Genomic DNA, 11,314 nt, shown 5'->3' on the forward strand with positions numbered 1-11,314 from the left:
CGTCCGGACCGGCGGCGACGGGATGCCCGGAGGGCGCGCGGCCGTCGTCAGCCGCGCGCACCGGAGCGGCGGCGCAGCACCGCGAAGCCGAGACCGGCGGCACCGATGGCGGCGACGGCGCCGCCACCGGCCAGCTTGAGGCCGGAGGAGTCGCCGGCGCCGGAGCCGTCACCGGCCTGGGCGGCGCCCTTGGGCACCTCGCGGACCTGCGGCTGACCGGAGGCGGGGGCGGACTTGCCGGCGGCCTCCTTGGCCTTCGCCTCCTCCTTCGCCTTGGCGGCGGCGGCCTCGCGCTCCTTCTGGCCGGCCTCCTTCGCCTTGGCGGCGGCCTCCTCCTGGGCCTTGGCGGCCTCCTTGGCCTTGGCCGCGGCCGCGGCGTCGACCGACGGGGTCGCCGGGGCCGGGGCCACCGCCGAGGCCTTCAGGGTCGGGGTGGCGGTCGGGGTGGGCGCGCCGCCGTCGGCCCAGGCCTGGCCGCCGGTGACGGCGGTCAGCAGAGCGGCACCGGTCAGGGCGCAGACGGCCGAGAGCCGGCGGACGGTGACGGCGCGCTGGCTGCGGTTCCTGGTCGTACGCACGGACATACGAGCTCTCCTTCATCGGGTTCATCGTCACGACGCGGATCCCGGCGGGTGCGGCCGGTGCGTCGTGAACGACAGTAGGAAGCCCGTGTCGCGGTCCCCGGCCGGTCGTGTCACGACGGTTCATCGGCTGCGTAACGGCCGCCCGCCACCGTTGCGCGGGCCCCGCCGACGGCCGTCCCGCGGGTGCGGCGGAACGCTTCCGCGGACGGCGGACGCCCCGCGCCCCCCTACCCGAGAGCCAGACCGGGACGGCTCCGCGGAGTGAGGCGGCCGGCGGTGGCGCTCCGTACCGTGGTGACGGAGTGCACACCGGAAGAGGAAGTACCGTGAGCGACCGAACCGCCGAAAGCCCCGGTCGCGGCCGACCGGTGGACGAACCGGACGATACCGACCGCGATACTGACCGTATGGACGGGCCCGGGAGAAGGACGGTGCGCGGTGCGCTGCGCACCGCGCGCAAGGACCTGTTCACGCTGGCCCCGCAGCCCGTGCCGCCCATGCGCGCGCCCGGGCTGCTGAGGTGGCTGCCGCACGGCGCGATCGTCGCGGTGGCGGTGTTCGCGGCCGTCTCGGCCACCGAGGACATGGCGCTGAGACCCGTCGGAGTGCTGCACGCGGCACTGCTCGTGCCCGCGCTGCGCCTGCCGCTGCCGGCCTGGTGGCTGTCGCTGGTGATGCTGCCGGTCTTCTCGCTGTACCCGCCCTTCGCGCCCTACACCGGCTGGGCGTGGACCGTGCAGGCGGGGCTGTCGTTCCTGGTCGCGCTGCGCAACCCGCCGCGGGTGACGGCCGAGACGGTGCTGCTGAGCGCCGGGCTGCTGCTGGGGCTCCAGGTGGCGGGCGGGCGGATCGGACCCTGGTACTTCACGGTGATGGTGCTGGCGCTGTTCGCCCTCGTCGGGGCCGCCGCGACCGGGGTCCGCCGGACCGGGGAGGTGCGCGCCCGGCTCGCGGAGCAGGAGCGGGCCCTCGCCCAGGAGCGGGCGCACCGCACCGTCCTGGAGGAACGCGCCCGGATCGCCCGGGAGTTGCACGACGTGGTCGCCCACCACATGTCCGTCATCTCGATCCAGGCCGAGGCCGCCCCGTACCGGGTCGCGGACCCGCCCCGGGAGCTGGTCGCGGCGCTGGCCGACATCCGGGCCGGCGCCCTGGAGGGGCTGACCGAGCTGCGCCGCCTCCTCGGCGTGCTGCGCTCCGGGGACCGGCCGGGCGGCGGTGCGCCCGAGGCTCCGCAGCCCACCCTGGAACGGCTCGACGACCTGCTGGCCGGGGTGCGGGCGGCCGGGCTCGACGTGCGGGCCGTGGTCTCCGGGGACCGCCGCCCGCTGCCGGAGGGCGTGGAGCTGTCGGCCTACCGCATCGTGCAGGAGGCGCTCAGCAACACCCTGCGCCACGCTCCCGGCGCCACCGCCCGGGTCGAGCTGGCGTACTCCGCCGCCGCGCTGCGGCTGCGGGTCCGCAACGGGGCCGGCACGGCCGCCGCCGGAGCCTCACCCGGGGCCGGGCACGGCCTCCTGGGCATGCGCGAGCGTGCCGCGATGCTCGGCGGGGAGCTCTCCGCCGGTACGACACCCGACGGTGGCTACGAGGTCACCGCACTGCTGCCGGTGGCCACCGCCCCGGACGCCCGGACGGACAGGGGACGGCGCGCATGACGATCCGGGTGATGATCGCCGACGACCAGGCGATGGTCCGCGAGGCCTTCTCGGTGCTCCTCGGCGCCCAGCCCGGCATCGAGGTGGTCGCGACCGCCGTGGACGGCCTGGACGCGGTGGCCAAGGCCGGGGAGCTGCGCCCCGACGTGGTCGTCATGGACATCCGGATGCCCGGCCTCGACGGCATCGAGGCCACCCGCCGGATCACCGGGCAGGCCGGTCTGCCCACCAGGGTCCTGGTCCTGACCACCTTCGACCTCGACGAGTACGTGTACGAGGCGCTGCGGGCCGGCGCCGGCGGCTTCCTCCTCAAGGACGCCTCCGGGATCGAACTGGCGGAGGCGGTGCGGGTCGTGGCCGCCGGGGACGCGCTGCTGTCCCCGGGGCTGACCAAACGGCTGATCGCGGAGTTCGCCCGGCTGGGCGGCCCGGCGAAGCCGCCCGCCCGGGTGCGGATCGACGTCCTCACCAACCGTGAGACCGAGGTGCTGGCGCTGGTCGCCCGGGGGCTGTCCAACGCGGAGATCGCCGGCGAGCTCGTCGTCGCCGAGCAGACCGTCAAGACGCACATGGGGAGCATCCTGCAGAAGCTGCGGCTGCGGGACCGCACCCAGGCCGCCGTCCTCGCCTACGAGACGGGACTGGTCGTCCCCGGCCGCACCGACCTGTGAGCCCGCGGCGCCGGGGCGGCACCAGCTCCGGCGCGGCCGCCGGCGGTTCCGGGGCGTGCCTCGGGGGCGCGGCTCCGTGGGGCTCCGGGGCGTCTCCGCCCGCGGCCGGCTCCACCCACCGCCCGTCGACCCCCTACCCGGGAGCCAGGTCCGGAAATGGCTCCGCAGCGTGAGGTCCGGGCGGGTGCCGGATTCCTACGGTTCCTGTACGAGCCGGTTCCCGCCGCCCCCTGGCGCGGTGGCGGGGACCCCGCGGCTCGCGACAAGTCCCGCCGGCGGCGCAGACCGCCCCGCGCACCACCGCAGGAGTGCAGCCATGACCACACCCCGAAGCTCCGCCGCACCGACCGGGAGGTCCGGACGGCCCGGCAGGCCCGTCCGGATCCTTCGCGCCGTCGCCGCCGTCCTGGCCTCGTTCCTCGCCTTCCTGGCCGTGGCGATCGTCCTCGGCGCCTACTTCCCCTCGATCCCCAAGGCCGGCGTGATCGGCCCGGTCCTGGGCGGCCAGTACCCCTTCCACCTGGCCCTGCTGGCCCTCGTGGCCGCCGGCCTGGCCGCACTGGCCTGGAGGTCCGGCCTCGTGCGCTGGGGCCGCGTGGTCACCGTCCTCTCGACGCTGTCCGCCGTGGGCGCGCTGGTCATCGGCGGCGTCCAGTTCCAGGCCGCCCGGGCGGCCGGGGCCGACGTCTCCCTGGGCCAGGCCTTCACCGAACTCGGCTACCCCGCCACGAAGCCGGACGCGACCGAGACGTTCGCGAGCCCCGGGGGCGAGCCGCTGCAGGTGGACGCGTACCTGCCCGCGAGGGTGTCCGGCCGGCAGGTCCCGGCCGTGGTCCTCGCCCACGCCGGCGGCTTCCACACCTTCGACAGGAGCGACCTGCGCGGGACCGGCCGCTGGCTCGCCGACCACGGCGTCGCCGTCTTCGCCGTCGACTACCGCCTGGCCACCCCGGACCGCCCCACCTGGGACAAGGCCCCGCAGGACCTCGTCTCCGCGCTGGACTGGGTGCGGAGCAACGCCGACGGGTACGGCATCGACCGCTCGCGGATATCGCTCGGCGGCATGTCGGCGGGCGGCACCCTGGCGATGAACACCGCCTACCGCCTCCAGAACGGCACCATCAGGGCAGCCGGGGGCAACACCCCCGAGCCCCCGGCCTCGGTGATCGGCTTCTACCCCGGCACCGACGTCACGGAGATGTGGCACGAGGACGTGGCCGGCACCCGCGAGGCGGCGGAGATGTTCACCGGCGGCACGCCGGAGCAGTACCCGGACCGCTACCGCGAGGTCTCCCCGACCTCCGACGTGCGGACCGGCCTGCCCCGCACCCTGCTCGTCGTCGGCGACCGCGACCGCAGCGCCCGCCCCGGGACCGTCCGGAGCCTCGGTGACGCGCTGACGAAGGCCGGCGTCCCGGTCCAGGTCGAGGAACTGCCCTTCGCCGAGCACGCCTTCGACGACGCCTACGGCAGCCTCACCTCCCAGACCAGCCGGCAGATCCTGCTCGACTTCCTCCTCCCCGAAGCCCGCTGACGGACGCGCGCACGGCGGCGGAGGCACAGCGGTCCTCCCGGGTCCCGCGCCGGGTCCCACCGTGCGGCGGGGCCCGGCGGAGGGGGTCCTAGGTCGCAGGGTCGACCCCGGCCCGACCCGAAGGCGGAGGACCTGACACCGCATCGGTCCGTACGGTGGGCGGCATGAGCGTCGACCTCGACAAGTACTTCGCCCGCATCGGCCGGGACGGCGACCGGACGCCGACCCTCGACACGCTCCGGTCGCTCCAGCACGCGCACGTGACCGGCATCCCGTTCGAGAACATCGACGTGGTGGTCGGCACGGTGCCCTCGCTGGACCTCGCCGACCTGGAGGCCAAGCTGGTGGCCGGCTCGCGCGGCGGCTACTGCTTCGAGCACAACTCCCTCTTCGCCGACGTGCTGGAGCAGTTGGGCTACGGCGTCACCCGCCACACCGGGCGGGTGCGGATCGGGGCCCGCCCCGGGGAGATCCGGCCGCGCACCCACCTGGTGCTCGCGGTACGCGTCCCCGGGACGACCGGCGCCGACCACCTCGTCGACGTCGGCTTCGGTTCGTCGAACGCCCTGCTGGAACCGCTCCCGCTCGTCCCCGGCCTGGTCCGGGACGGCCGGGGCCGGCGGCACCGGCTGGTCCTGGAGGAGGCGGACGCCCCGGTGCCGGTGTGGGTGCTGCAGGCCGCCGGGCCGGACGGCGACTGGACCGACCTGGTCTCCTTCACCCGCGACCGGGCGCCGCTGCAGGACATCGGCGTGGCCAACTGGCACGTGGCCACCCACCCGCGCTCCCCGTTCCGCCGGCTCTTCGTGCAGCGCACCCACCCCGGCGGCCACCTGCTGCTGGACGGGACCACGCTCACCCGCACCGCCGCCGACGGCACGGTGACGGTGGAGGAGATCGACGGCACGGAGCGGCTCCGGGAGCTGCTGGAGGCGGAGTTCGGCATCACCCCGCCGCCCGGCGTCCGCCCCCAGCGCTGACCGGGGCGCCGGCCGGAACCGACCGGACGGCGTGCCCCCGGCCGAGGTCCAGCAGGCTCAGACCGAACATCAGCACGCCCAACGGCACGTGCGCGCCCGGCTGGTGGGCGATCCCCAGCACCACCTGGACCGAGGCGAGCAGCAGGAAGCCGGTGGCGTGCAGGACCGGCCGGGCCGGGCCGCCGCCCGGCCGCCAGGCCAGAACCGCGGCGAGCAGGTACAGCATCGAGGCGCCGTACATCACCCGCGCCCCGACGCCGTGCAGCGTTTCGCCGTACGAGGTGGAGAGCAGCAGACCGGCGGTCACCGCCTGGAAGAGGACGGCCAGGGTCTGCAGGGCGACGGCGGCCCGCAGGAGGGTGGGGGTGGTGCGTCCGGTTCCGGTGCCCGGCGCGGTGGTCGTCGAGGTGCCCATCGTGCGGTCCTTCTTCCTGCCTCGCGGCGGTGGATCGATGCTGTCCCGATCACCCGACGAAACAGGCCCCCGAAGTGTGAGGCCGCGGCCGGAGCGGAACCCGGGGAGCGCGGGCGCACCGTCCGCCGTGCTCCTCCCCGCACCGGGCAGCCCGGCCATCGCGGTCAGCACCCGACCGCTCCCGCACGGGCGCCCCCGGGTCCGCTACGTTCTACCGTCACACGACCGGAAGCAGCGGCCGGAAGCCGCACGGCCGGACCGGCAGGGGGCGGGGCACCACCATGAGCACTCCATCGACCGGCCCGGGCGCGAGCCCGGTCCCGGGCCCGGACGGGCGGCGCGGCGACCGCTCCGGTGCCGTCCTCGGTGAACGCCGTCACCTGCTCAACCTCTCCTACCGGCTGCTCGGTTCGCTCGCCGAGGCCGAGGACGCCGTCCAGGAGACCTACGCTCGCTGGTACGCGATGACCCCGGCCCGGCGGGAGGCCGTCGACTCGCCCGGCGCGTGGCTGACGACGGTGGCCGGCCGCGTCTGCCTGGACGTGCTCGGCTCGGCGCGGGTCCGGCGCGAGCGCTACGTCGGCACCTGGCTGCCCGAGCCGCTGCCGGACCGCGCCGAGTGGCCCGGCGGCGGCGCCGGTGCCGCCGACCCCGCCGACCGGATCACCCTGGACGAGTCGGTGGGCATGGCCTTCCTCGTCGTCCTGGAGTCGATGACCCCGGCCGAGCGGGTCGCCTTCGTGCTGCACGACGTCTTCCGGTACCCCTTCCCCGAGATCGCCGCGATCGTCGCGCGGACCCCGGCGGCCTGCCGCCGGCTGGCCTCCTCCGGCCGCCGGCGGATCCGCGCGGCCACCCTCCCGGCCGGCGGGAACACCCTGGTGGTCCGGGACTTCAAGGAGGCGTGGGAGGCGAAGGACATCGAGGCGCTGGTCGCCCTGCTCGACCCGGAGGCGACCATGGTCGCCGACGGCGGCGGCCTGGTCGGCGCGGTGCTGCGCCCCGTCGAGGGTGCCGAGGCCATCGCCCGGTACCTGCTGTTCATCGCCGGGAAGGCTCCGGACACGACGCTCCTGCTCCGCACCGTCAACGGCGCCCCCGGCCTGGTCGCCCAGCGCGACGGCGGCACCGTCACGGTGGCCTCGCTCGACGTCGCGGGCGGCCGCGTCACCCGCGTCCTGGCCGTCCGCAACCCCGAGAAGCTGGGCTCCTGGACGGCGCCCCGGTCCGGCTGACCGCACCGCCGTGTCTCAGCGCCGCGGCGCGCCCAGCAGCGGGGCGGTGGCACCGGTGCCGTCCTCGTGCACGATCACGTACCGGTCGTCGGCGCGGCCCAGCCAGAACGCGTACGAGAGGTTCGCCCCGCGCAGACCGGTCCGCTCGGCGCTTCGGCCGTCGGCCCGGTTCAGGCGGTGCACGACGACGCCCGGGTCGCGTCCCGGTTCGACGGCGACGATCGGACCGTCCGGCGTACCGGCCACGGCCCGCACCTCGCCTTCCAGCCTCCGTGCCCAGACCCGGGACCCGTCGGCCAGCGAGTGCGCGACCACCGCGCGGCTGTCGCCCTCGCCGGGGCGGGTCGCGGCGGCGACGAGCAGGTCCCCGGCGACCGCGGCCGGGCGGACCGGCGTGAACCTGAACAGCCTCCGGTTAAGCGACAGTTGGTAGTCCGGCGAGGAGACCGGGACGGTCGCGCGGAGCACGCCGTCGGCCGCCCCGAAGGAGAGGACGGCCTGGATCCCCCGGGCGTCGCTCTCCGCCAGGTGGACGACGGGCGGATCGGCGGCGAGCACGTCCAGCCGGGCGGGCTCGCTCGCCGCGCGGAGGTCGGTGCGCCAGAGCACCCCGCCGGCCGGGTCGAACGCGCGGAGCCAGGTGGATCCGGCGTTGGCCTCGGTGCCCGGGGGCACGCAGTACTCGACGGCGGCGACCCGCGCGGCCGAGGCGGCCAGCGCGCGGAACCGGCACCCGGCGGTCGGCGCCGCCGTCCAGACCGGGGTGCCGTCGCGGAGCGCGAAGGCGGCGAGCCGTTCCCCGTCGAGGACCACCACGGTGCCGGGGCCGGCGAGTTCGACGACCGAGGACCGGACCCCCTCCCTGCGCCACAGTTCGCGGCCGGTGCGCAGGTCGACGGCGGCGAGCTGCTCGCACGGCCCGGCGGAGCGCCCGTAGGCGACGGCCGCGACGCCGTCGAAGGGCGTCGGGGAGGCCGCGCAGACGGCGAGCCGGGGCGGCGCGTCCAGCGTCCAGGCCTGCTCGCCGCTCCGTGCGCGGTAGGCGTCGAAACGGTCGGCGCGGACCCGGACGACGGTCCCGGCGTCCTGCCACACGGCCACCGCCCTCGTCCCGGCGGGCTGGTCCGCCGGCGCCGACCAGGCCGGCCGCACGACGGCCGGCCCGGCCGGCGTCCGGTCGAGCGCCACCCAGCTGCCGGGCAGTGCGAGCGCCGCGCACAGCCCGGCCGCGACGACCCGGGTCGTCCTCGGCCCCTTCGCGAGGAACGCGGCGACGAGCAGGACCGCCCCGAGGACGAGGCCGGCGAAGCCCGCCGGCGGGAGCACCTCCGCCCCCGGCGGGCAGAGCCCGGACCCGCGCTCGCAGCCGCCGCCCCGCCCCGGGGCGAGCCCCACGGCCGCCGCCGCGACCAGGGCGCCCCCGAGCCCCGCGAGCACCGGCCGCCACGCCGAGACCCGATGTCCCATGATCCGCCCCGCCCCCACGATGATCGTTTCCCCGAAGTCCGCGCACTCTACCCGCGCCGCCGGCCTCCCACCGCGCGTCGCCCCACCCCGCTCCGTCCCACCCCGCGGCGGGCCGGCTACGCGGGGGCGCGCTCCCCCGCGTCCGGGAAGAGGCGGGCGAGGTGGTGGCGGAGCACGGCGGCGGCCGCGTCCGGGGTCCGCTGGCCGAGGAGAACGCTCAGCCCCAGACCGGCGGAGGCCGCCATGAGGAGGGCGGCCTCCTGGCGGGCGTCCGTCCGCGGGTCGGCGTCCCCGGCCCGCTGGGCCGCGGTGAGCTGACCGGTCAGGAACTCCTCCATCTCGTCGGGCGCCGCGAGGAACGGCGTGCCGCCGAGGGCGGGGTCGGTGACGGAGAGGACGGCGTACTCGGTGTGGACGAGGTGGAAGGTCCGGCCCTCCTCGTCGGTCGGGACGGCTTCGAGCAGGACCGCCTCGACGACGTCCCGCGGGGCGGGTGCGGCGCCGGCCGTCCGCACCCGGGCGCGGACGCGGTCACGGACCCGCTCGCCCATCCGGACCGTCAGCCGTTCCATCGCGGCGAGCAGCAACTGCTCCTTGGTATCGAAGTAGTACTGCACCAGCCGCACCGAGACGCCCGCCTCCACGGCGACGGACCGCATGGTGACGGCGTGCAGCCCGGTGCTCGCCGCGGCGCGGAGCAGGGCGTCGATGATCTGGGCCCGGCGTTCCGCGTGGTCCACCAGCTTCGGCATCGGCTTCCTTTCGGATTCTTTTATGATACAACCATACCATCAAGCGCTGCTGCTCTGCGCTCCGAGGCACACCGGGAGGGATCATGACCAGGACCGGCATCGGGCATTTCACCACCGACGAAGCCCGCACCGCCTACCTCACCGCGTACGACCGCGCGATGGAACTGTGGCCCGCCCCACGGCAGGAACTGGACGTCGACACCGCCTGGGGCACCGTCCACGTCCACCGCTACGGGCCCGCCACCGGCGAGCCGGTGATCCTGCTCCACGGCCACGCCGGGCACCCGTCCAACTGGCACCCGCAGATCGCCGCCCTGGGCGGGCACCACCCCGTCTACGCCGTCTCCACGCTGGACGACCCCGGCCGCAGCGTGCAGCGCGCCGTCGCGGCCGGCTCCGCGGAGAACGCGGCCTGGCTCGACGAGACCCTCGCCGGGCTGGAGCTGGAGCACGTCCACCTGGTCGGCAGCTCCTACGGCGGCTGGCTGGCGCTCAACCAGGCCGTCCACGCCCCCGGACGCCTCGCGTCGGTCGCGCTGCTGGACCCGGGCGGGATCGAGAAGGTCCCCGCCCGGTTCCACGCCCACATGATCGCCGGCCTGTTCGGCATGCTCGCCCCGCGCACCCTGCGCCCCGCACTCGGCCGCCTGCTCGCCAACCCCGCGCTGGCCGCCCCGCCCGAGATGCTCGCACCCCTGATGCTCGGCATGCGGACGTACCGGCCGCGCGCCCGCCCCGCCGCCCGCCCGTTCACCGACGAGGAGCTGCGCTCGGTCCGGCTTCCCGTCCTCGCCCTGCTCGGGCGCCGCAGCGCCCTGGTCCGGCCCCGGCAGGCGCTGCGGCGGATCACGGCGCTGGTCCCCGGCGCACGCGCCGAGATCGTCGACCGGGCGGGCCACGGGCTCAACCTGGAGCGCCCCGACGTGGTGAACGACCGCCTCCTCCACTTCACCGCCGCCGCCCGGCGCCCGTGAAGCGCAGGCGCGGGGCGACCGGCGCCGGACGGCCGACCGGCCCGGAAATCGCATGCGGCCCCGACCCGGCCGTGCTGGGATCAACCGCTATGAACGACCACTTCCCCGATGAAGCCGACCTGACGGACAGGATGGAGCGGAACCTGGCCGAGCACGCCTGCCACCTGCACCGGAGCACGGCCGGCGCGACCGTCGGCGAGACCGGCGACCTCCTCGTCGCGGACAGCGGCCTGGCCGACGACACCTTCAACATCGTCGCCGCCGCCCGCTTCACCGCCGCCGACGCCACGGCCCGGATCGCCGCGACCGCCCGCACCCTGGCCGCCACCGGCCGCCCCTTCTCCTGGTGGGTGGGGCCCGCCTCGACGCCCCCGGACCTCGGCGCCCGCCTGACGGCGGCCGGTCTGCCGGCCTCCGAGCGGGAGACGGCGATGTGGGCCGCCCTGGACCGCACCCTGCCGCCGCCAGGCACCCGGGGCCCGGACATCCGGCGGGTGACCACGCCCGGGCAACTCGACGACTACGCCGCGGTCCTCGCCGCGAACTGGGACCCGCCCGCCGCGACCGTCCGGCAGTTCTTCGCCCTCGCCGCGGAGCCGGCACTCGCCGGAGACTGCCCGGCCCGCTACCTGGTGGGCTACGTCGACGGGCGGCCGGTCTGCTCGGCGGAGGTCTTCCTGCACGCGGGAGTCGCCGGGATCTACAACATCGCCACCCTCGCCGCCCACCGCCGGCGAGGGTACGGCGGCGCCATCACGCTCGCGGCGCTCCGGGAGGCCCGGAGTCAGGGTTACGGGACCGCCGTCCTCCAGGCGTCGGCGGAGGGCCTGCCGGTCTACCGGCGCCTGGGCTTCCGGGAGTGCGGCGAGTTCACCGAGCACACCGTGAACGCCCTGAACGCCTGAGCCACCGGGCACCGCGGGCCCCGACCGGCCGGCCGGAACGGCGCCGGCCGCACCCCGCTCGTCGGTGGCCGCGACGAGGACCGCGGCCTCGTCGCCGACCGCGTGGCCCGTCTCGGCCCGCGTGGCCTGCCACGCGGGC

Annotated in this window: 11 protein-coding genes; 7 read left to right on the forward strand and 4 right to left on the reverse strand. The window is 76.4% G+C overall.

Translation table 11 applies throughout. From position 1 onward, the window contains the following. Positions 1 to 47: 47 nt before the first annotated feature. Positions 48 to 584 (reverse strand): hypothetical protein, encoded by a 537-nt coding sequence (locus ACFCX4_RS29065; protein WP_376148658.1) that lies wholly within the window; start codon positions 582 to 584, stop codon positions 48 to 50. A 407-nt stretch (positions 585 to 991) separates the two neighbouring features. On the opposite strand from ACFCX4_RS29065, the gene ACFCX4_RS29070 reads away from it, so the two are divergent. From ACFCX4_RS29070 to ACFCX4_RS29085, 4 genes are all read left to right on the forward strand, one after another. Then, positions 992 to 2,242, forward strand: a complete 1,251-nt coding sequence (locus ACFCX4_RS29070) for a sensor histidine kinase (RefSeq protein WP_376148661.1) — start codon at positions 992 to 994, stop codon at positions 2,240 to 2,242. After that, a complete protein-coding gene (locus tag ACFCX4_RS29075; protein ID WP_376148664.1) occupies positions 2,239 to 2,913 on the forward strand; it encodes a response regulator in 675 nt (224 codons plus the stop codon). The genes ACFCX4_RS29070 and ACFCX4_RS29075 overlap by 4 nt, the downstream gene beginning before the upstream one ends. 316 nt (positions 2,914 to 3,229) lie before the next feature. After that, positions 3,230 to 4,447 carry an alpha/beta hydrolase gene (locus tag ACFCX4_RS29080; protein ID WP_376148667.1) on the forward strand — a complete coding sequence of 406 codons (1,218 nt, stop codon included), beginning with the start codon at positions 3,230 to 3,232 and terminating at the stop codon, positions 4,445 to 4,447. Positions 4,448 to 4,611: 164 nt separating this feature from the next. Beyond that, positions 4,612 to 5,427 (forward strand): arylamine N-acetyltransferase, encoded by an 816-nt coding sequence (locus ACFCX4_RS29085; RefSeq protein ID WP_376148670.1) that lies wholly within the window; start codon positions 4,612 to 4,614, stop codon positions 5,425 to 5,427. Here ACFCX4_RS29085 and ACFCX4_RS29090 read toward each other — a convergent pair. After that, a complete protein-coding gene (locus ACFCX4_RS29090; protein ID WP_376148672.1) occupies positions 5,393 to 5,842 on the reverse strand; it encodes a hypothetical protein in 450 nt (149 codons plus the stop codon). The two genes, ACFCX4_RS29085 and ACFCX4_RS29090, sit on opposite strands and share 35 nt — an antisense overlap. A gap of 281 nt (positions 5,843 to 6,123) precedes the next feature. Between ACFCX4_RS29090 and sigJ the strand changes: the two genes are divergently transcribed. Further along, positions 6,124 to 7,077, forward strand: coding sequence for an RNA polymerase sigma factor SigJ (gene sigJ / locus ACFCX4_RS29095; protein WP_376148675.1), 954 nt, complete (start codon positions 6,124 to 6,126; stop codon positions 7,075 to 7,077). A 15-nt stretch (positions 7,078 to 7,092) separates the two neighbouring features. Here sigJ and ACFCX4_RS29100 read toward each other — a convergent pair whose 3' ends face one another. Together ACFCX4_RS29100 and ACFCX4_RS29105 are read right to left on the reverse strand one after the other, a co-directional pair. Next, positions 7,093 to 8,544, reverse strand: a complete 1,452-nt coding sequence (locus ACFCX4_RS29100; protein ID WP_376148678.1) for a PQQ-binding-like beta-propeller repeat protein — start codon at positions 8,542 to 8,544, stop codon at positions 7,093 to 7,095. A 116-nt stretch (positions 8,545 to 8,660) separates the two neighbouring features. Then, positions 8,661 to 9,296, reverse strand: a complete 636-nt coding sequence (locus ACFCX4_RS29105) for a TetR/AcrR family transcriptional regulator (RefSeq protein ID WP_376148681.1) — start codon at positions 9,294 to 9,296, stop codon at positions 8,661 to 8,663. Positions 9,297 to 9,379: 83 nt separating this feature from the next. Between ACFCX4_RS29105 and ACFCX4_RS29110 the strand changes: the two genes are divergently transcribed. Next, positions 9,380 to 10,270 (forward strand): alpha/beta fold hydrolase, encoded by an 891-nt coding sequence (locus tag ACFCX4_RS29110; protein ID WP_376148684.1) that lies wholly within the window; start codon positions 9,380 to 9,382, stop codon positions 10,268 to 10,270. A gap of 131 nt (positions 10,271 to 10,401) precedes the next feature. Further along, on the forward strand, positions 10,402 to 11,175 hold the full coding sequence (locus ACFCX4_RS29115) for a GNAT family N-acetyltransferase (protein WP_376148687.1): 774 nt from the start codon (positions 10,402 to 10,404) through the stop codon (positions 11,173 to 11,175). Positions 11,176 to 11,314 lie beyond the last annotated feature (139 nt).

It is taken from the genome of Kitasatospora sp. NPDC056327, from assembly GCF_042261735.1.
GTDB lineage: Bacteria > Actinomycetota > Actinomycetes > Streptomycetales > Streptomycetaceae > Kitasatospora.

What these genes read in the sequence shown, in the direction of transcription:
- ACFCX4_RS29110 (WP_376148684.1), top strand. Translation starts at nt 9,380, where the DNA reads ATGACCAGGACCGGCATCGGGCATTTCACCACCGACGAAGCCCGCACC.
- ACFCX4_RS29070 (WP_376148661.1), top strand. Translation starts at nt 992, where the DNA reads ATGGACGGGCCCGGGAGAAGGACGGTGCGCGGTGCGCTGCGCACCGCG.
- ACFCX4_RS29080 (WP_376148667.1), top strand. Translation starts at nt 3,230, where the DNA reads ATGACCACACCCCGAAGCTCCGCCGCACCGACCGGGAGGTCCGGACGG.
- ACFCX4_RS29075 (WP_376148664.1), top strand. Translation starts at nt 2,239, where the DNA reads ATGACGATCCGGGTGATGATCGCCGACGACCAGGCGATGGTCCGCGAG.
- ACFCX4_RS29100 (WP_376148678.1), bottom strand. Translation starts at nt 8,544, where the DNA reads ATGGGACATCGGGTCTCGGCGTGGCGGCCGGTGCTCGCGGGGCTCGGG.
- ACFCX4_RS29090 (WP_376148672.1), bottom strand. Translation starts at nt 5,842, where the DNA reads ATGGGCACCTCGACGACCACCGCGCCGGGCACCGGAACCGGACGCACC.
- ACFCX4_RS29105 (WP_376148681.1), bottom strand. Translation starts at nt 9,296, where the DNA reads ATGCCGAAGCTGGTGGACCACGCGGAACGCCGGGCCCAGATCATCGAC.
- sigJ (WP_376148675.1), top strand. Translation starts at nt 6,124, where the DNA reads ATGAGCACTCCATCGACCGGCCCGGGCGCGAGCCCGGTCCCGGGCCCG.
- ACFCX4_RS29115 (WP_376148687.1), top strand. Translation starts at nt 10,402, where the DNA reads ATGGAGCGGAACCTGGCCGAGCACGCCTGCCACCTGCACCGGAGCACG.
- ACFCX4_RS29085 (WP_376148670.1), top strand. Translation starts at nt 4,612, where the DNA reads ATGAGCGTCGACCTCGACAAGTACTTCGCCCGCATCGGCCGGGACGGC.
- ACFCX4_RS29065 (WP_376148658.1), bottom strand. Translation starts at nt 584, where the DNA reads ATGTCCGTGCGTACGACCAGGAACCGCAGCCAGCGCGCCGTCACCGTC.